Source organism: Pseudomonas sp. 13B_3.2_Bac1 (assembly GCF_025466205.1).
Lineage (GTDB): Bacteria > Pseudomonadota > Gammaproteobacteria > Pseudomonadales > Pseudomonadaceae > Aquipseudomonas > Aquipseudomonas fluorescens_H.
Genome location: NZ_JANLOG010000070.1, coordinates 1 through 19,187, shown reverse-complemented (window position 1 = coordinate 19,187; position 19,187 = coordinate 1). Strand labels below are relative to the sequence as shown.

The following is a 19,187-nucleotide window of genomic DNA, read 5'->3' as shown; positions in this document are numbered from 1 at the left end:
ATGAGCGCTAACTAGAAACGATCGGGTGTGTTAACAATTCAAAATTTTTAATGTATCTAGACTTTTTACTTCTAGATGGCTGGAAATGAAATAAGTAGTTTTGCAGCCAGCTATGGTACTCAAGAAGCTTTGGGTCATCCAAGATATGGGATTCATTGTCAAGGTAAATGGATTTGGCGTTATCGTATACCTTCTTCCAGTTTTTGCTGTCAAGAACATGAAGTTGGTAGTGTTCCCCACATCGGATTATTAGTTTTTTTTGAATTAATTGGCTTAATTCATCGCTTTCGGCCGGGCTCTCACTCTCGTTGATTAGCTTTTGAATGACAGATTTATGGATTAGGATTCTTGGAAAAATTGATTTTGAAGACTCCAGATTGTACGCTTCTGTCAAGGCGAGACTATAGGTAATGTGAGTGGTTTCATAATGTTTATTGTAAGCAATCCCGCCTCTTATAAGAAGTCCATTCTGTAAAAAGCGAAGATACACATCTTTTGCAGCGTTCAGAAACTGAACGATATTATTGCTTGAGCTCATAAATATTGAGTCGGAAATGCTTTTGTGCTGAACAGCTCCTACTTCCATCTGTTCAAATACTCTATATGAGGTAATCAGTTTTTCTTTGAAAAGCTCAGTACCATTTTTTTCGTCATTATTAAGATAATAACGATAACCCATGACGTCGAGAAAGGCGAAGTACGAGTAAGCCATTATTCAATAGCCTTCGTGATTTTTTGTATTTCGTTTCTGTAGGCATTGATTTTTTTATCCCATGGTTCCCAGACACTTCCATAGAACTGAACACCGCTTTTTGATGCTAATGCTGAGTCTGATTGGGTAAGGTCGAAAATTGCTTTCCCTAGCATTTGGGAAACAGGAACCAGTTGTCCAAGGTTTTCAATTGAACAAATTATAGGATCAGAAAGTCCTGGCTTTATATTGATAATTTTTGAGGCCATGAGTTTTGACTTGATTTCTTTCTTTATATTTTTAGACCATTTTTGATATGATTCTTTGATGAGTGATTTGTGAACTTGGAAGTTTTGGTTAATCAGTCCACAGAATTCTGGCGATCCATAGTTGCTCTCGATTCCATATGGCTCTAGAGTGTCGAGGATTATTTTGTCGTGTTTAATCCAGTCTTCGATAAGTTTAGGTAGCGTGTTTATCCCTAGATAGCAGAATCGATCCGGCGTGACTGGAATGATGAACTTGTCCGAAGCAAGAAAAGCCAGTCGGGTAATAGCGCCAGTGCTTGGTCCGAGATCAATCAATATGTAGTCTAGGGCAAACTCTTTACCTAGATCTTCAATAAGCCTACGAAAGCTAATGTAAGTATTTTTTTCGTTAATGTTAGTAGTTATAGCTTGGTTGATAGATGTTCCGAAGTAAGGTTCTGCTTGTGCACTAAATTCTATATCGCCACGTATTAGGTAGAGGTTGCTGTATATGTTCGATTCGGCGAGGGAAATATTTCTAACATCTATGCGGGCTGCTGCGCCGTCTAGTCGTGGTCTGAAGACGTCAAGTATCGAATCTCCAGGTAGTTGTTTGTTTGGGTTGTCGAAGTATTCCTCATCATTCGCAAAGAAGAGCTCTGTGAGGTTGCATTGAGAATCGGCGTCTATAAAAAGAACCTTTTTCCCAAGTTTTGATAAATAAGCACCTACGTTAAATAAAGTGGTGGTTTTTGATACTCCACCTTTATTGTTGTAGAAGGTCAGGGTTTGGGTGTTTTTTGTCGAGTTTGAATTGTTATTTGTCATTATGTGCTCCAAAAAAAACCCCGCTATGCGGGGTTTTTAAAATGTCCCTATTGGTAGGAGCATTTCTATCATGTTATTGAGCCATCATCAATCCCAGCTCAACGCCCCACCAGTCTGATACTCAATAACCCGAGTCTCAAAGAAATTCTTCTCTTTCTTCAAGTCCATAATCTCGCTCATCCAAGGGAACGGGTTAGTCGTCCCTGGGTACTCTTCCTTCAAACCAATCTGCGACAAACGACGGTTAGCGATGAACTTCAGGTAGTCCTCCATCATCGCCGCGTTCATGCCCAACACGCCGCGAGGCATGGTGTCACGGGCGTATTCGATCTCCAGTTGCGTACCCTGCAGGATCATCTGGGTCGCTTCTTCCTTCATCTCGGCATCCCACAGGTGTGGGTTTTCGATTTTGATCTGGTTGATCACGTCGATGCCGAAGTTCAGGTGCATGGATTCGTCGCGCAGGATGTATTGGAACTGCTCGGCGACGCCGGTCATTTTGTTGCGGCGGCCCATGGACAGGATCTGGGTGAAGCCGCAGTAGAAGAAGATGCCTTCCAGAACGCAGTAGTAGGCGATCAGGTTGCGCAGCAGTTCTTTGTCGGTGTCCGGGGTGCCGGTTTCGAACTTCGGATCGGAGATCGAGCGGGTGTACTTCAGGCCCCAGGCTGCCTTTTTCGCGACCGACGGGATCTCGTGGTACATGTTGAAGATCTCGCCTTCATCCATGGCCAGCGATTCGATGCAGTACTGGTAGGCGTGGGTGTGGATCGCCTCTTCGAACGCCTGGCGCAGGATGTACTGGCGGCATTCCGGGTTGGTGATCAGGCGGTACACGGCCAGAACCAGGTTGTTGGCAACCAGGGAGTCGGCGGTGGAGAAGAAGCCGAGGTTGCGCATCACGATGCGGCGCTCGTCGTCGGTCAGGCCTTCCGGGTTTTTCCAGAGGGCGATGTCGGCGGTCATGTTGACTTCTTGCGGCATCCAGTGGTTTGCGCAGCCGTCCAGGTACTTCTGCCAGGCCCAGTCGTACTTGAAAGGTACGAGTTGGTTGAGGTCGGCGCGGCAGTTGATCATGCGCTTTTCGTCAACGGCGACACGGGCGGAGGCGCCTTCGAGTTCGGCGAGGCCTTCGGCGACGTCGAGGGAATCCAGTGCGGCCTTGGCGCGGGCCACGGCGGCCGAGTCGTCGGCGGTCACGGCGCGGGCTTCCAGCGCTGCGGCACCGCCGGCGCTGTCGAGGCGGTCCATGTTGGCTTCAGTAGCGTGGCCGGCGTTGGCGCCTTTCACGGTTGCTACTTCACTGTCTTCTTTGTCGAATTCGTCCCAGCTCAGCATGACGTGTCGTCTCCTGCGTGAGGGCCTGTCGCCCCGTGTGAAACCTGATTGGTTGGTTGTTCACACGGTCGTACAGACCGCGTTGGATCTTAAGGAATCGTTTTTTGCAGCAGCTAAGGCAGGCAATAAAACAGAATTTTGTACGGGTTTCCGAGAGCCTCTGACGGGCGCAGCTCAGCGTTGACGCTGCTGCGGGGCTTCAGAATGGCTTTTGTTCCCTGTAAGGGAATATTGCTGACCCGATTAGGGCGGCATTATAGGGAAAAAAACACGGCTGTGCTGAGGCGAATCCGCGCATGGAGCGGTCGAGGAGGCTGGTTTTTCGATGAGAGTGCGGGTTTACAGGGCTTTGCCGGGGATAGATTTTTTTTCGCAAAAATCTCGCGATTGTGGATTTGCTCAAAAAACGAACAAAAAAACCGGTTTTTCACTACATCTAGTGTTTTGCAAGCATTTTTGACGACTCCAGACACAACTGAGCCCGACCGAAGTCGGGCTGGGATCGACCCTCAAATGAGGCGCTGAGCGGTCCGATTCGGTGCAGTCTCGATCATCAATTGGTGCAGCCGTTACCCATGACGCTGTAGCGCAGGATGTGACGCTGACCCTTGGAGTCGTCGTATTCCATTTTCATCGGAACAACTTCGCAGACGTTTGGAACTTCGCTCATGGAAACTACGTTGGCGATGTCCAGGTGAGTCGAGTAAGTGTATTCCTCGATAGCCGGTTGTTGCTGTGCGACATCAGTCGGGACCTCGTCTGCCATGGCGGTTGCGCACAGACTGCTGAGGGCCAGAACCAATAAAGCTTTCATTTCAGATTTACCTTTTTGAGGTCGAGTGGGGTCACGCAACCTTTTTAGGGTTGCGTGTGGAACTTCATCACTTGGATAAGTTGATTAACGGCCTTCGTGGGGGCTGTAACGTTGTTAATCGGTTTGCCTTGTCGGCGATGCGGATTTTAGGGAGGTGGGGTGGGGGTAAACAGGTGGGGTTTTGATAAACACTTTTCGCGGTTTTGGTAACAATCGCCGCAAAACACCAAAAATCCCCTGTAGGAGCTGCCGAAGGCTGCGATCTTTTGATCCTGTTTTTAAAGGGCAAGATCAAAAGATCGCAGCCTTCGGCAGCTCCTACAGGGGTGGGGGTCTTGAGGGCGCAGGGCTTGTTACTACCATCGTCGAATGGTTCTATGGGCCCGGCCCGGCTACAACGGGGTCATACAAAAACAACTATTTCACCGAGGTAAGAAAGATGAGTGCGGCTTCTCTGTATCCCGTTCGTCCCGAGGTTCTGGCCAATACGCTGACTGACGAGGCGACCTACAAAGCCATGTACCAGCAGTCGGTCGTCAACCCTGACGGTTTCTGGCGCGAGCAAGCCAAGCGCCTCGACTGGATCAAGCCTTTCACCACGGTGAAGCAGACTTCCTTCGACGATCACCATGTCGACATCAAATGGTTCGCCGACGGCACCCTGAACGTTTCCTACAACTGCCTCGACCGTCATCTGGCCGAGCGCGGCGATCAGATCGCAATCATCTGGGAAGGCGATGACCCTTCCGAAAGCCGCAACATCACCTACCGCGAACTCCACGAACAAGTCTGCAAACTGGCCAACGCCCTGCGTGGTCAGGACGTGCACCGCGGCGACGTGGTGACTATCTATATGCCGATGATCCCCGAAGCCGTGGTCGCCATGCTGGCCTGCACCCGGATCGGCGCGATTCACTCGGTGGTGTTCGGTGGCTTCTCGCCGGAAGCGCTGGCCGGGCGGATCATCGACTGCAAATCGAAAGTGGTGATCACCGCTGACGAAGGCATCCGTGCCGGCAAGAAGATCTCGCTGAAGGCCAACGTTGATGACGCGCTGACCAATCCGGAAACCAGCAGCATCCAGAAAGTCATCGTGTGCAAGCGCACCGGTGGCGACATCAAGTGGAACCAGCATCGCGACATCTGGTACGAAGACCTGATGAAAGTGGCGGGCACCGTCTGCGCGCCGAAAGAGATGGGCGCCGAAGAGGCGTTGTTCATCCTTTACACCTCCGGCTCCACCGGCAAGCCGAAGGGCGTGCAGCACACCACCGGCGGTTATCTGTTGTACGCGGCGATGACTCACGAGCGTGTGTTCGACTACCGCCCGGGCGAAATCTACTGGTGCACCGCCGACGTCGGCTGGGTCACCGGTCACAGCTACATCGTCTACGGCCCGCTGGCCAATGGCGCGACCACCCTGCTGTTCGAAGGCGTGCCGAACTATCCGGACATCACCCGGGTGGCGAAAATCGTCGACAAGCACAAGGTCAACATCCTCTACACGGCACCAACCGCGATCCGCGCGATGATGGCCTCCGGCACCGCCGCCGTTGAAGGCGCGGATGGCAGCAGCCTGCGTCTGCTCGGTTCGGTGGGCGAGCCGATCAACCCGGAAGCCTGGGACTGGTACTACAAGAATGTCGGCAAGTCGCGTTGCCCGATCGTCGATACCTGGTGGCAGACCGAAACCGGCGGCAACATGATGAGTCCGCTGCCGGGGGCGCATGCGCTGAAGCCGGGGTCGGCGGCACGTCCGTTTTTCGGCGTGGTACCGGCGCTGGTCGATAACCTCGGCAACATCATCGAGGGCGAGGCCGAGGGCAATCTGGTGATTCTCGATTCGTGGCCGGGTCAGGCGCGTACGCTGTATGGCGATCATGACCGCTTTGTCGACACCTACTTCAAGACTTTCCGTGGCATGTACTTCACCGGTGACGGTGCGCGGCGTGACGCTGATGGTTACTACTGGATCACCGGGCGTGTCGACGACGTGCTCAACGTCTCCGGCCACCGCATGGGCACCGCCGAGATCGAAAGCGCCATGGTTGCGCACCCGAAAGTCGCCGAAGCGGCGGTGGTCGGTGTGCCGCACGACATCAAGGGGCAGGGCATTTATGTCTACGTCACCCTGAAGAATGGTGAAGAGCCGAGCGAGCAGTTGCGTCTGGAGCTGAAGAACTGGGTGCGCAAAGAGATCGGCCCGATTGCTTCGCCGGACGTGATCCAGTGGGCGCCGGGGTTGCCGAAGACCCGTTCGGGCAAGATCATGCGGCGGATTCTGCGCAAGATTGCTACGGCTGAGTACGAGGGGTTGGGGGATATCTCTACCCTGGCGGATCCGGGTGTGGTGCAGCATTTGATTGATACGCACAAGACGATGAATGTGGCGTAAGCGTTAGCTCTGTAGAAGCCCTGTCCGGTGATGCCGGGCGGGGCTTTTTTGTGTCTGGAAGTTTTGGGGTGGCAGGGCCGGCCTCTTCGCGAGCAAGCCCGCTCCCACAGGTTGATGTGTGGTCTGTCTGGAAGAATGCAGTCCAGCCGGGGCTATTTTGTCTGGTGGGTTTGTGGTGGTTTTGCTGGCCTCTTCGCGAGCAAGCTCGCTCCCACAGGTTGATCGCGGTCCGTCTGAAAGAATGCAGGGCCACTGTGGGAGCGAGCTTGCTCGCGAAGGCAATCTGTCAGACGCCGCAGTAATCCCCTGTCAGAAACCCAACCCACCCAGCCAATAATTATCGATTTCCTGCGTAAGCCCCTTCCCGCTGTTACCCATCCCCGTCCGAGTAACCAAATGTGTAACCGCCCGCCCCGCCGCGGGGCGAAGGGAAACGCAATGCCCCGTTTTAGAGCCTTAAAACTCCCGGTGAAAAATAAGACACAACGCTGCGCTTGCCGGATTAGAAGGGTTTGCGAATAATAGGCCCGCAATTTGCAGCATAGATCGGTTCACTGTCTTTCGCTCTTGCATGAATTTGCAAGGCTGTCAATGCGCTCAAGCGGGTTTCTCTGTGCATCTGTAATTAGTTGTCGCATTGAAGAAATATCGGCTTCGGGCCTGTCGTTAGAATGCCGATCACTCGCTCATCGTGGCTGACGTTGAAACCCCCGATGGTTTCAATGGGAAATTTCCCACCGATGCTGCGCCGCTTTCCCGATTCACCCATTCGCATATTGGGCTGTCGCTCACTCTGCCGTTTTTGCCCTTTACCGATGGAGTCCCAAGATGAAGAAACTTGTGCTGCTTGGCGCCCTGGCACTGTCCGTGCTGTCGCTGAATTCCTTCGCTGATGAAAAACCTCTGAAGATCGGTATCGAAGCGGCTTACCCTCCGTTCGCTTCCAAAGCGCCGGATGGCAGCATCGTCGGTTTCGACTACGACATCGGCAACGCCCTGTGCGAGCAGATGCAGGTCAAGTGTGTGTGGGTCGAGCAAGAGTTCGACGGTCTGATCCCGGCACTGAAAGTGCGCAAGATCGACGCGATCCTGTCGTCCATGTCGATCACCGAAGACCGCAAGAAATCCGTGGACTTCACCAACAAGTACTACAACACCCCGGCCCGTCTGGTCATGAAGCAAGGCACCGTTGTCAGCGACAACCTGTCTGAGCTCAAGGGCAAGAACATCGGTGTGCAACGTGGCTCGATCCACGAGCGTTTCGCTCGCGAAGTCCTGGCCCCGCTGGGTGCCGAGATCAAGCCATACGGCTCGCAGAACGAAATCTACCTCGACGTGGCCGCCGGTCGCCTCGACGGTACCGTGGCTGACGCCACCCTGCTGCAGGACGGCTTCCTGAACACTGATTCCGGCAAAGGCTTCGCCTTCGTTGGCCCGCAGTTCACCGATGTCAAATACTTCGGCGACGGCGTAGGCATCGCGGTGCGCAAGGGCGACGCGCTGAAAGACAAGATCAACGCGGCCATCGCGGCCATCCGTGAAAACGGTAAATACAAAGCCATCCAGGACAAGTACTTCGCCTTCGATATCTACGGCAAGTAACACGTCTCTGCGACAAGTCAGAAATGGCGCAAGCAACAGGATCTCTGCGGTTTGCGCCATTTTTTCATCCCAACTTTCGAGGACCTGAATCATGTTGAAAGGCTACGGGGCTGTCATCCTCGATGGCGCATGGCTGACGCTTCAGCTCGCCTTGTCGTCCATGGCCCTGGCCATCGTTCTCGGGCTGATCGGGGTCGCGTTGCGCCTGTCGCCGATTCGTTGGCTGGCGTGGCTGGGCGATCTGTATTCCACGGTGATCCGCGGGATTCCCGACCTGGTGCTGATCCTGCTGATCTTCTACGGCGGTCAGGACTTGCTCAACCGCGTCGCGCCGATGCTCGGCTATGACGACTACATCGACCTGAATCCGCTGGCCGCCGGTATCGGCACTCTCGGTTTCATCTTCGGTGCGTACCTGTCAGAGACGTTCCGTGGCGCGTTCATGGCGATCCCCAAGGGCCAGGCTGAAGCAGGCATGGCGTACGGCATGAGCAGTTTTCAAGTGTTCTTCCGGGTGATGGTGCCGCAGATGATTCGTCTGGCGATCCCTGGTTTCACCAACAACTGGCTGGTGCTGACCAAGGCCACCGCGCTGATTTCGGTGGTCGGTCTGCAAGACATGATGTTCAAGGCCAAGCAGGCGGCGGATGCCACCCGCGAGCCTTTCACCTTCTTCCTCGCAGTGGCGGCGATGTACCTGGTGATTACCAGTGTCTCGTTGCTGGCGCTGCGTCACCTTGAGAAGCGCTACTCGGTAGGCGTAAGGGCGGCTGATCTATGATCTTCGACTACAACGTCATTTGGGAGGCCATGCCGCTGTACCTCGGCGGCCTGCTGACTACCCTCAAACTGCTCGCGCTGTCGCTGTTGTTCGGTCTGTTGGCGGCACTGCCGCTGGGCCTGATGCGCGTCTCCAAGAACCCGATCGTCAACGGCGCCGCGTGGCTCTACACCTACGTGATCCGCGGTACGCCGATGCTGGTGCAGCTGTTCCTGATCTACTACGGTCTGGCGCAGTTCGAAGCAGTACGTGAAAGCTTCTTGTGGCCGTGGCTGTCCAGCGCGACGTTCTGTGCGTGCCTGGCGTTCGCGATCAACACCAGCGCCTACACCGCCGAGATCATTGCCGGCAGCCTCAAGGCCACGCCGAACGGCGAGATCGAAGCCGCCAAGGCCATGGGCATGTCGCGCTTCAAACTGTACAAGCGCATCCTGTTGCCATCGGCCCTGCGCCGGGCGCTGCCGCAGTACAGCAACGAAGTGATCATGATGCTGCAGACCACCAGTCTGGCGTCCATCGTGACCCTGATCGACATCACCGGCGCGGCCCGTACCGTCAACGCGCAGTACTACCTGCCGTTCGAGGCGTACATCACCGCCGGCGTGTTCTACCTGTGCCTGACCTTCATTCTGGTGAAGCTGTTCAAGCTGGCCGAGCGCCGCTGGTTGAGCTACCTGGCCCCGCGGAAGCACTGATATGGAACGCATCGACCACGTATTGCCGTGGAGCCACTTGGGCAGCGAGCGCAAGATCTCGGTCTTCCGCTTCGGCAGCGGCGAGCGCAAGGCTTACATCCAGGCCAGCCTGCACGCCGACGAACTGCCCGGCATGCGCACCGCCTGGGAGCTGAAAAAGCGCCTTGGCGAGCTCGAAGCCCAAGGCTTGCTCAACGGTGTGATCGAGCTGGTGCCGGTCGCCAACCCGCTGGGCCTCGGCCAATTGCTGCAAGGCAATCATCAGGGGCGTTTCGAGGCGGGCAGCGGCAAGAATTTCAACCGTGATTTCGTCGAGCTGAGCGCGCCGGTTGCGGCGGCGCTGGCCGACCGTCTCGGTGACGATCCACACGCCAACATTCGCCTGATCCGTCAGGCCATGGCTGATCATCTGGCGGCACTGCCCGAGGCGAGCAGCCAGTTGCAAGGCATGCAGCGCGTTTTGCTCAGCCACGCCTGCACCGCCGACGTGGTGCTCGATCTGCATTGCGACGCTGAAGCCGCGCTGCACATGTATGCGCTGCCGCAGCATTGGCCGCAGTGGCGTTCGCTGGCCGCGCACCTGAATGTGAAGGTCGGGTTGCTGGCGGAAGATTCCGGCGGCAGCTCCTTCGATGAAGCGTGCTCGTTGCCGTGGCTGCGCCTGTCGCGGCAGTTCCCGGATGCGCAGATTCCGCTGGCGTGCCTGGCGACTACCGTCGAGCTCGGCGGTCAGGCCAATACCGACCGCGCTGATGCGGTGGCCTGGGCCGAAGGCATTCTGGCGTTCCTTGCCGAGCAGGGCCTGATTACGGGCGAGTGGCCGAAACCGGCCAACGAAGCGTGCGAAGGCATGCCGTTCGAAGGCACTGAATTACTGTTGGCACCGCACCCCGGTGTGGTGAGTTTTCTGCGTAAACCCGGCGAGTGGGTTGAAGCCGGGGATGAGATTTTCGAAGTGATCGACCCTGTGTCCGATCGGGTCAGCACGGTGTGTGCTGGTACGTCCGGGGTGCTGTTTGCCATTGAACGGCTGCGCTATGCCCAACCCGGTTTCTGGCTGGCCAAGGTGGCGGGGCGCGAAGCGCTGCGTCACGGGCGCTTGCTCAACGACTGACTGACTGTTTTTGTGAGAACCGACCGCATGTACAAACTTGAAGTCCAAGACCTGCATAAACGCTATGGCAGTCACGAAGTGCTCAAGGGCGTGTCCCTGAAAGCGGCAGCCGGCGATGTGATCAGCATCATCGGCTCCAGTGGCTCCGGCAAAAGTACTTTCCTGCGCTGCATCAACCTGCTTGAGCAGCCGCACGCGGGCAAGATCCTGCTCAACAACGAAGAGCTGAAGCTGGTGGCGAACAAGGACGGCGCGCTGAAGGCCGCTGATCCGAAACAGCTGCAGCGCATGCGTTCGCGCCTGTCGATGGTGTTCCAGCATTTCAACTTGTGGTCGCACATGACCGCGCTGGAAAACATCATGGAAGCGCCGGTCCACGTACTCGGTGTTTCCAAGGCTGAAGCGCGCGAGAAGGCCGAGCACTACCTGAACAAGGTTGGCGTGGCCCATCGTAAAGACGCGTTCCCGGGGCACATGTCCGGTGGCGAGCAGCAGCGCGTGGCAATTGCCCGTGCGCTGGCGATGGAACCGGAAGTGATGCTGTTCGACGAGCCGACTTCGGCCCTCGACCCGGAGCTGGTTGGCGACGTACTCAAAGTGATGCAAGCGCTGGCTCAGGAAGGCCGCACCATGGTCGTGGTTACGCACGAAATGGGCTTCGCCCGTGAAGTGTCGAACCAGTTGGTGTTCCTGCACAAAGGTGTGGTGGAAGAGAGTGGCAACCCGCGCGAAGTGCTGGTCAATCCGCAATCCGAGCGCTTGCAACAATTCCTGTCGGGTAGCCTCAAGTAATCGCTCCCGTTATGCACCAAATTAGGTCATGCTTCGCGACCTGAAGACTTGCTCGGCCCTCTGTGGGAGCGGGCTTGCTCGCGAAAGCGGTGTTTCAGTCGACATCATTGGTGTCTGATCTACCGCATTCGCGAGCAAGCCCGCTCCCACAATGGATCTGCGACAGTTTCGATTACGGGCTAGCATTGGCCCATGCCTTCATCACCGTTCTTCGTTTCGGATTGCCCGCCCATGACTGCCCATCGAATTGGTTTCCTGATTTGGCCCAGCACTAAAGCTTTGACGCTGGCGCTGGCGGAGGAGGCCTTGCGTGTTGCTCAGCGGGTGCATCCGGAGGTGGTTTACGAACTGTCGTTCCTGCAGGCCGAAGCCGGCACCGAAGCCACGGCCGAAGGCGCCTGGCAACTGCCGGGCGAGGCCTGGACCGGCAAGCTGGAAAACTTCCAGAAACTGTTCCTGCTCGCCGACGAGCCGCCGACCACCCTGGCCCCGGCACTCAGCAGCGCGCTCAAGCAACTGGTGCGGGCCGGTTGCGTGATCGGTGGCCTGTCGGCGGGCGTGTATCCGTTGGCGCAACTCGGTCTGCTCGACGGTTATCGCGCGGCCGTGCACTGGCGCTGGCAGGACGATTTCGCCGAGCGCTTCCCGAAAGTCATCGCCACCAGTCACCTGTTCGACTGGGATCGCGATCGCCTGACCGCGTGCGGCGGCATGTCGGTACTCGACCTGCTGCTGGCGGTGCTGGCCCGTGATCATGGAGCAGAACTGGCCGGTGCGGTCTCCGAAGAACTGGTGGTCGAACGCATCCGCGAGGGCGGCGAGCGTCAGCGCATCCCATTGCAGAACCGCCTCGGTTCCAGCCATCCGAAGCTCACCCAAGCCGTGTTGCTGATGGAAGCCAATATCGAAGAGCCGCTGACCACCGACGAAATCGCCCAGCATGTGTGCGTGTCCCGTCGGCAGTTGGAGCGGATCTTCAAGCAATACCTCAACCGCGTGCCGAGCCAGTACTACCTGGAACTGCGCCTGAACAAGGCCCGGCAGATGTTGATGCAGACCAGCAAGTCGATCATCCAGATCGGCCTGTCCTGCGGTTTCTCCTCGGGACCGCATTTCTCCAGCGCCTATCGCAACTTCTTCGGCGCCACGCCGCGGGAAGATCGCAACCAGCGGCGCAGCAGCAGTCCGTTCGAACTGTCGTCGGTGCCGCCGGAGCGCGGTTGACGCGTCCCGGCCAATCGCGCTGAACATCACTCGTCGGCTTCGGAGTCTTCGGACGTCGATACCTCCATTTCCGCGCGGTCGATGACCGCCTCCACGCCAAAGTCGATGCGGTAGTTTCTGAAGTAGGCGATCAGCCGTTGAATGCTGGTTTCAGAGAGCGGGTTGTCCCGCAGGTTGATTTTGTCTGCGCGCTCCTCGGGCAGTTCGAGGATGTCGCTGGGGATATCGCTGATGGCGTTGCCATCCAGCGCGACGACATCCAGATGTTCGAGCTGCAGCAAGCCACGGGGCAGGCCGGTAATGCCGGTGTTGTCCAGCAGCAGAGTCGACAGGTCGCTCATCTGGCTGACATCCGGAATTTCTCCCAGTGGGTTGTCGCTCAGATCCAGATGATCCAGGCGCTCCATTTGCGCCAGCTCCAGAGCCGTTTCGCGGGTCAGGGTGATGTGGCATTCCGAGAGCGACAGGTAGCTGAGGTCGGCCATCCGGAATATCGCCGCAGGAATCTGTTCGAGCCGGAACTGGTAGAGCGTCAGCGCCTTCAGGTTGGGAAAGGTCTGCAGAAACTCCGCAGTGCCGGAGGTGTGCCCCGGTCGGCTCCTCATGTAGAGATGCGTGAGGTGGGAAAAGTCAGCGTTGAGCACGGGCAGATCACCGGTGATGGTCATGGACAGGTTCAGGTCGTAGAGCGGTTGGCTGTCCTGATCAAAATCATCCTGTTCGGTTTCCCGGCGCCAGCTCTGTTCGATACGGTTCTTGAATTCGAGGCGCGCTTCCTGCTCGTTCAATACCTCTTCGAGGGTAAAGGGTTCGCCACTGATCGGATGCAGCAAGGGGTGTTCGGTGCTCCAGTCGGCGAGGCTGTCGCTCATGTCGCGAAACTCGGACTCGCGGCGCGTCAGCTCGACTCGGCCCTCAGCCAGCGTGCCGGGCAGCAGGTAGAAGAGCTCGCTGGCCTGTTCCTGATCCATCTGGGTGTACAGCGCTTGTACGCGCTGCAGGTCGGCGGTCTCGGCCAGTACGCCGAAGTCCTGACGGGTTTGATTGAAGTGATGTTTGATCCGTTCGCGGTCTGCGGCACCGATCGGGTTACCCCCGAGGTCGAAGCCTTCCGGAATGTTGTTGGGCAGGTCGAAAAGCGCCTGGGGTAACGCTTCGATCGCGTTGTCATTGAGCAATGCGGTGCGCAGTTGCTGGCGCGACAACAGGCCGGCCGGCAGCGTCGAAATGCCGGTTTCCGAGACGTCGATGTAACTCAGCCTGGCCATTCTCTCGACGTTGGGCGCAAGGCCCAGCGGGTTATGGAACAGGTCGAGGATTTTCAGATTTGTCTGGGCTGCCAGTGTTGCTTGAGTTTCCGGCGTCAGGGTAATGCCACACTCGCTGAGCACCAGTTCGCGCAGTTGCGGTGAACGGTTGATGGCTTGCGGCAGTTCGCCCAGAGGCATGCTGCGCAACACCAGGCGCCGCAGGCCGGAGAAGTTGTTGAGGAACCCGTGCACCCCCCGAGTGCCGGCGACACCTTCGATCGTCAGGTAATCCACGTGACTGAAATTGACCTCCACTTGCGGCAGCTCGCCGAGAATCGGATGGGACAGGCGCAGGTCGATCGTGTGTTCGGTGTCTTCCGGCAGCACCACCTGTTGCTTCCAGCAGTCGATGAGGTCGACGCGCATTTGCCGTCGGCGCTGGCGCTGGATGGCGTACTGCTCGGTGTTGAGCTGGACCCCGGTTTCCGGGTGCACTTGGGGCACCGCATCGACCCACGGATCAAGGACTGCGACCAGGCGCTGACGCTCAGTGATCAACCGGTACAGCTCGCTGCGCGGACCATTCGGGTGGCGTTGCAGGCGGGCGACAAATTCTTCCAGCTCTTCCGGAAGCAAATGCGGCAGCAGCCAGTGCGCGTGTGTTTGCAAGGTCGGCGTGTCGGTGGGCATGCGCCGATGGCCGGTGGCGCCTCCGTGCAAGCGCATGATCGTCGGGTCGTAGGCAGGTTTGCGGTTCGGGTTTTGTGCGAGCAGTGCCAGTAGCGTTTCCCGGGGCAGCGAGTGTTGGCGAATCAGCTGTTCGAACTCGGTCATTTCGCCAATGCCGATGTTCAGCGCCGAGCGCTCGGTGGCTGGCAAGGCTTGCAGCAGGCTGGAGGGCAGTGAGCCGGAGGTGCGCAGTGGTTGGTCGGTCTCATCGAAGGGCTGATAATCACCCTGTTCAGTCAGCACCAGTGTCCTGCGAATGGTAGCGCTCTGCGGGCCAATGCTGTCGAGCAGGCGCCCGTTGCGGCTGTAATGCCTGACCTCAAGGCGCAACGAATCCGACCAGCCCGGCAGGCGTGGCAGTGTGTGCAGGATCAGGCGATCCGTGTCGAGATTGTGCGCTGTGGCTTTCAGCGTCAGGCCCTCCAGGGCTCGGCTTGCGCGCACTTGCAGGCGCGCCTCCTGAGTCAGTTCGACCAGACGCTGGGACAGCGTCGAGCGCTGTAGTTGCTGGCACTCGGCGTCACTCGCGGTTTCGACGATTGCCTGGGCCAGATGCCTGGGCAGGTCGGGTTCGGCGTCCATCAATGCCTGGGTCAGCGCGCCGGCACCCCGTTGCAGTTGGCGATAGCGATCTTCGAACAGGCGTTGGCGCTGCTGTTGCGCCAGTTCGGCAACGGTTTGGCGCAGGCGCGTGGCAGCCGCCTCTGGTGTGGGGGCCGGTGCCTGCGGTGCTTCGCCCAGCAGTGTGTTTCTTTGTGCAGGGGTCAGACGTCGCAGCCAGGTTTTCAGCAGGTCGCCATCGTCCAGCCGTGTTCCTTCAATCTGGATGAATGGCACATCGGCGACGGGACTGCGCCACAGGGTTCGCCCCTGGCGATCAATCAGTTTCAGGCCGCAGTCGGCGGGCCAGTGGCCGTGGTCAAACAGCAGTTGCAGTTGGCTGGCGGGATCGGCCTTGAGGTAGTCCTCGGCACGGTGGCTGCCGACCTGTTCGATGAACAATTGAAGGTCCTGGTCGATCTGCCAGCGTTCGAGCGTGTCGACCAGCAGCGGTGGCAACTGACCGAGCTCGACATGCATCTGGCGCAAGGCGTTTTCTTCGCAGCCGCTGATGTTCAGCAGGCGTTCTTGCAGCTCGGTGGGAAGACGCTGCATCAACGGGCTGCTGCGGCTCAGCACGGTGGCGCGGTCCCAGCCCAGTGGCTGGTCGAGTTCGGTTTGCCAGGCGCCGGCGGCGTTGTGCCGCAGGGCCGGTTTGTAGGCCTCGGGACGCGTCGGATGGTCGATGCGATGCGCGCCCGTTTCGGCGGCGCGGCTGACGGCATAGCGCTTTTGTCCCAGGGGCAGCAGGGTTTTGCCTTGGTGGTGTTGCAGGCCCAATGCGTCGATTTGCAGGTCTTTGGGCAAGGCGCCGGGCAATTCGTAGGGGCGCAGGTCGGGCTTCCAGTAGAGGGTCTTGCCATTCGCGGCCTTCACCGGAATGAAGCGGTCGATGAACTTGACGACATCGCTCGGCAGCAGCGCGCGAAACTCGCCGGCCGTGATGACGCCTCCGGCTGCAAAGGTGCCGACTTGCACGACGGATTCCACGGCGCCCATGAAGTGCCCGAGGGCTTCACGTGGCAGTCCTTCGGCCCAGTCGACGATACTTTCGAACGCCTCGTCGAGCATCTGGTAGGCGGTGTAGGCGAGCATCAGTTCACCGAGAAACGGCACGAATGGCAGGGCGACGAAAGCGACGATATTGAGCAGGGTCTGGGCGATTTCGGTGAAGGAATCCCAGAGTGCCCAGCGCGCTTTGCGATCGACCGTGGCGGTCGAAACGGCGACGACGCGGGCATCGTTGAGCATTTTGTCGAGCTTGCGTTGGTACAGATAGGTGAACAGCTCAGCGCGAATCGCGGTCGCGGCTATTTGCAGGAGCGGGCGTTCAGTCGCGGTCTCGCGCCAGGTGGGGCGTGGGTCGCCGGTCTGTACCGGTTGCCAGGTGACAGGGCCGAGGAGGTTGTTCAACCGTCCGAAAAAATGACCGCGCTCGGCATGCTCGATAAAGCGGCTGAAAAAGGCCTGGTATTGCGGATCGCGCAGGCGCTGGGCCAGCTCCTCGGTAAAGGCGCCGGTGCTGGCGTACTCCTTGATCGGGTGCAGCGGGTCATCGGGAATGTACACCACCACCCGCGCTGGCGCGTTTGCTGCTTCAAGGTTCGGCGCGAACAGCACGATGCCGGTCAGGCTGGCGTCCAGCATCGTCAGCGCATGGCATTGCCACGCCTGACGATTGAGGCGCAAATGCTGCAAGCCATCGAGCAGGCCGAGAATCAGGCGATGCACATCGGCGCCGAGGTTTTTTTGCAAGTAGGCCATCTGCAGGGCGGCGACTAGCGCGGCTTTTTCGCTGGCGCAGACTCTGGCTTGCAGCACCGCCGCGACCAGCGGATTGCTCAAGCCCAGGTTGTCTTGCAGATACACGCTGTAGCGCCGGCCGATATCCAGTTCGCGGCACAGGCGGGTGAAGGCGATGATCGGCATCGACTCAAGCATGCCCGGCAATATGCGGAACCGGCCTTCGGGTGAAGGCTGGCTGATATAGGCCGAAGCGGGTTCGAAAGCGTCATCGGAGGTCTCGCTGCTTTCAAAGTTGTGCAGCGCGGCGTCCAGCAGCGAGACGGTCCAGGTGCGCGCGGCGCCGGATTTGATTCGCAGCCACGGAACATGAGCTGGCAGGTACAGGCGCAGGAAAACCTGTCTGACATCCAGCAGCAGGCCAAAGCGTTTTTGCAGCTCGGCGCGCAGTAACGGTTCGGCGAAGGTTTTGGCGTCTTGCAGGCGGGCAAGGCTTTGCTCGACTCGGTTGTGTGCAGTCCAGTGCGCGGCATTCAGCGTGCGCAGCTTTTCATGGTCGTTGCGCGATGCTCGCACGAGGCTGACGGGCAGTAGAGGACTGGCCTGTTTCAAAGCTTCGCGCTTGTGTGCTGCAGCCTTGCTCAACCATGTCGGAATGGCTTGGAGCAGCGGTTGATAGTGTGCGTCCTGCCGGGGAAGCAGCAGTGCGTCGGGCAGTGTCGCGAGGGTGGAGGTGGTTTCGTGAATCATGGGGTGAGGCCATTTGCCTGGGAAAGGTCCATAGCAAACACCGGCCATTGATTCGATGTGCGGTACATATATACCGCACCCCATAAAACTCTCTTGCGTAAGATCCCGAGTACGTCTGCGCAAACGGCGGCGTGCAGTTTAAACTGCGCCTTTGCGACGCTATATGTCGCATTGCCGTAAACCCGGGAAAATCCGGGGTTTGCGCTATAAGAAGTTGTCGCTTGGCGGCAAGGCCGGGCTGAAAACTGTCCTTACAATCCCCCCATCGCTCGCCAGTTTCAGGCGGGTGGCCCTCATCAGGAGACTCCGATGTCCGTTGAGCACGCTGCGGTACAACGCGCCGATTTCGACCAGGTAATGGTTCCCAACTACGCGCCTGCCGCTTTCATTCCGGTGCGTGGCGCCGGTTCCCGCGTCTGGGATCAGGCCGGCCGCGAGCTGATCGACTTCGCCGGCGGCATCGCCGTTAATGTATTGGGCCATGCGCACCCGGCGCTGGTCGGTGCCTTGACCGAGCAAGCGAACAAGCTGTGGCACGTATCCAACGTGTTCACCAACGAGCCGGCCCTGCGCCTGGCGCACAAGCTGATCGACGCCACGTTCGCCGAGCGCGTGTTCTTCTGCAACTCCGGCGCTGAAGCCAACGAGGCCGCATTCAAGCTGGCCCGTCGCGTAGCGTTCGACCGTTTCGGCAGCGAGAAGTACGAGATCATCGCCGCGCTCAACAGCTTCCACGGCCGTACCCTGTTCACCGTCAACGTCGGTGGCCAGTCGAAGTACTCCGACGGTTTCGGTCCGAAAATCACCGGCATCACCCACGTCCCTTACAACGACCTGGCCGCGCTGAAAGCGGCGGTTTCCGACAAGACCTGTGCGGTCGTGCTCGAACCGATCCAGGGCGAGGGCGGTGTACTGCCGGCCGAGCTGGCTTACCTGCAAGGTGCCCGCGAACTGTGCGACGCGCACAACGCGCTGCTGGTGTTCGACGAAGTGCAGACCGGTATGGGCCGTACCGGCCACCTGTTCGCCTATCAGCATTACGGCGTGACCCCGGACATCCTGACCAGCGCCAAGAGCCTGGGCGGTGGTTTTCCGATCGCCGCGATGCTGACCACCGAAGCGCTGGCCAAGCATCTGGTCGTCGGCACCCACGGCACCACCTACGGCGGCAACCCGCTGGCGTGCGCCGTTGCCGAGGCAGTGATCGACGTGATCAACACCCCTGAGGTGCTGAACGGCGTCAACGCCAAGCACGACAAATTCAAGACCCGCCTGCAGCAGATCGGCGAGAAGTACGGCCTGTTCACTCAGGTGCGTGGCCTCGGTCTGTTGATCGGTTGTGTGCTGAGCGAAGCCTGGAAAGGCAAGGCCAAGGACATCTTCAACGCCGCTGAAAAAGAAGGCCTGATGATTCTGCAGGCTGGCCCGGACGTGATTCGTTTCGCCCCGAGCCTGGTGGTGGAAGACGCCGATATCGACGCCGGTCTGGACCGCTTCGAACGCGCCGCAGCAACACTGACGCAAGCCTGATAGACCCTTCGACGCCCGAGGATTTGGGCGTCGAACCCAATTTTTGATACCGGGCAATATCAA

Annotated in this window: 13 protein-coding genes; 8 read left to right on the top strand and 5 right to left on the bottom strand. The window is 58.3% G+C overall.

Features of this window, described 5'->3' with window-relative positions; all coding sequences use genetic code 11:
• Positions 1-7: 7 nt before the first annotated feature.
• The 4 genes from NTD85_RS10540 to NTD85_RS10525 all read right to left on the bottom strand — a co-directional run bounded on the left by NTD85_RS10540 (position 8) and on the right by NTD85_RS10525 (position 3,919).
• Positions 8-712, bottom strand: a complete 705-nt coding sequence (locus NTD85_RS10540) for a hypothetical protein (RefSeq protein WP_262142097.1) — start codon at positions 710-712, stop codon at positions 8-10.
• Positions 712-1,767, bottom strand: coding sequence for a ParA family protein (locus NTD85_RS10535; RefSeq protein WP_262142096.1), 1,056 nt, complete (start codon positions 1,765-1,767; stop codon positions 712-714). The genes NTD85_RS10540 and NTD85_RS10535 overlap by 1 nt, the downstream gene beginning before the upstream one ends.
• Before the next feature lie 87 nt (positions 1,768-1,854).
• Positions 1,855-3,105, bottom strand: a complete 1,251-nt coding sequence (locus NTD85_RS10530; RefSeq protein WP_003227292.1) for a ribonucleotide-diphosphate reductase subunit beta — start codon at positions 3,103-3,105, stop codon at positions 1,855-1,857.
• 553 nt (positions 3,106-3,658) lie between these two features.
• Positions 3,659-3,919, bottom strand: coding sequence for a DUF2790 domain-containing protein (locus NTD85_RS10525; protein ID WP_003227290.1), 261 nt, complete (start codon positions 3,917-3,919; stop codon positions 3,659-3,661).
• Between the two features lie 439 nt (positions 3,920-4,358).
• On the opposite strand from NTD85_RS10525, the gene acs reads away from it, so the two are divergent.
• The 7 genes from acs to argR all read left to right on the top strand — a co-directional run bounded on the left by acs (position 4,359) and on the right by argR (position 12,522).
• Positions 4,359-6,314 (top strand): acetate--CoA ligase, encoded by a 1,956-nt coding sequence (gene acs / locus NTD85_RS10520; protein ID WP_262142095.1) that lies wholly within the window; start codon positions 4,359-4,361, stop codon positions 6,312-6,314.
• 828 nt (positions 6,315-7,142) lie between these two features.
• Positions 7,143-7,916, top strand: coding sequence for an ABC transporter substrate-binding protein (locus tag NTD85_RS10515; protein ID WP_003227288.1), 774 nt, complete (start codon positions 7,143-7,145; stop codon positions 7,914-7,916).
• A 91-nt stretch (positions 7,917-8,007) separates the two neighbouring features.
• Complete coding sequence (locus NTD85_RS10510) at positions 8,008-8,697, top strand: ABC transporter permease (RefSeq protein ID WP_003227287.1); 690 nt, start codon at positions 8,008-8,010, stop codon at positions 8,695-8,697.
• Positions 8,694-9,392: an ABC transporter permease gene (locus NTD85_RS10505; RefSeq protein WP_003227285.1), complete on the top strand. Its 699-nt coding sequence runs from the start codon at positions 8,694-8,696 to the stop codon at positions 9,390-9,392. Before NTD85_RS10510 ends, NTD85_RS10505 begins: the two co-directional genes overlap by 4 nt.
• Before the next feature lies 1 nt (position 9,393).
• Positions 9,394-10,506: a M14 family metallopeptidase gene (locus NTD85_RS10500; protein WP_262142094.1), complete on the top strand. Its 1,113-nt coding sequence runs from the start codon at positions 9,394-9,396 to the stop codon at positions 10,504-10,506.
• Between the two features lie 27 nt (positions 10,507-10,533).
• Positions 10,534-11,298 carry an ABC transporter ATP-binding protein gene (locus tag NTD85_RS10495; RefSeq protein ID WP_003227281.1) on the top strand — a complete coding sequence of 255 codons (765 nt, stop codon included), beginning with the start codon at positions 10,534-10,536 and terminating at the stop codon, positions 11,296-11,298.
• A 231-nt stretch (positions 11,299-11,529) separates the two neighbouring features.
• Positions 11,530-12,522 (top strand): transcriptional regulator ArgR, encoded by a 993-nt coding sequence (argR, locus tag NTD85_RS10490; RefSeq protein ID WP_262142093.1) that lies wholly within the window; start codon positions 11,530-11,532, stop codon positions 12,520-12,522.
• Between the two features lie 26 nt (positions 12,523-12,548).
• On the opposite strand, the gene NTD85_RS10485 is transcribed toward argR, so the two are convergent.
• Complete coding sequence (locus tag NTD85_RS10485; protein ID WP_262142092.1) at positions 12,549-17,594, bottom strand: dermonecrotic toxin domain-containing protein; 5,046 nt, start codon at positions 17,592-17,594, stop codon at positions 12,549-12,551.
• Positions 17,595-17,903: 309 nt separating this feature from the next.
• Here NTD85_RS10485 and NTD85_RS10480 point away from each other — a divergent pair, with 309 nt between their 5' ends.
• Positions 17,904-19,124 (top strand): aspartate aminotransferase family protein, encoded by a 1,221-nt coding sequence (locus NTD85_RS10480; protein WP_262142091.1) that lies wholly within the window; start codon positions 17,904-17,906, stop codon positions 19,122-19,124.
• Positions 19,125-19,187 lie beyond the last annotated feature (63 nt).

Coding starts and splice junctions, on each gene's coding strand:
- NTD85_RS10540 (WP_262142097.1), bottom strand. CDS start 712: ATGGCTTACTCGTACTTCGCCTTTCTCGACGTCATGGGTTATCGTTAT.
- NTD85_RS10535 (WP_262142096.1), bottom strand. CDS start 1,767: ATGACAAATAACAATTCAAACTCGACAAAAAACACCCAAACCCTGACC.
- NTD85_RS10530 (WP_003227292.1), bottom strand. CDS start 3,105: ATGCTGAGCTGGGACGAATTCGACAAAGAAGACAGTGAAGTAGCAACC.
- NTD85_RS10525 (WP_003227290.1), bottom strand. CDS start 3,919: ATGAAAGCTTTATTGGTTCTGGCCCTCAGCAGTCTGTGCGCAACCGCC.
- acs (WP_262142095.1), top strand. CDS start 4,359: ATGAGTGCGGCTTCTCTGTATCCCGTTCGTCCCGAGGTTCTGGCCAAT.
- NTD85_RS10515 (WP_003227288.1), top strand. CDS start 7,143: ATGAAGAAACTTGTGCTGCTTGGCGCCCTGGCACTGTCCGTGCTGTCG.
- NTD85_RS10510 (WP_003227287.1), top strand. CDS start 8,008: ATGTTGAAAGGCTACGGGGCTGTCATCCTCGATGGCGCATGGCTGACG.
- NTD85_RS10505 (WP_003227285.1), top strand. CDS start 8,694: ATGATCTTCGACTACAACGTCATTTGGGAGGCCATGCCGCTGTACCTC.
- NTD85_RS10500 (WP_262142094.1), top strand. CDS start 9,394: ATGGAACGCATCGACCACGTATTGCCGTGGAGCCACTTGGGCAGCGAG.
- NTD85_RS10495 (WP_003227281.1), top strand. CDS start 10,534: ATGTACAAACTTGAAGTCCAAGACCTGCATAAACGCTATGGCAGTCAC.
- argR (WP_262142093.1), top strand. CDS start 11,530: ATGACTGCCCATCGAATTGGTTTCCTGATTTGGCCCAGCACTAAAGCT.
- NTD85_RS10485 (WP_262142092.1), bottom strand. CDS start 17,594: ATGATTCACGAAACCACCTCCACCCTCGCGACACTGCCCGACGCACTG.
- NTD85_RS10480 (WP_262142091.1), top strand. CDS start 17,904: ATGTCCGTTGAGCACGCTGCGGTACAACGCGCCGATTTCGACCAGGTA.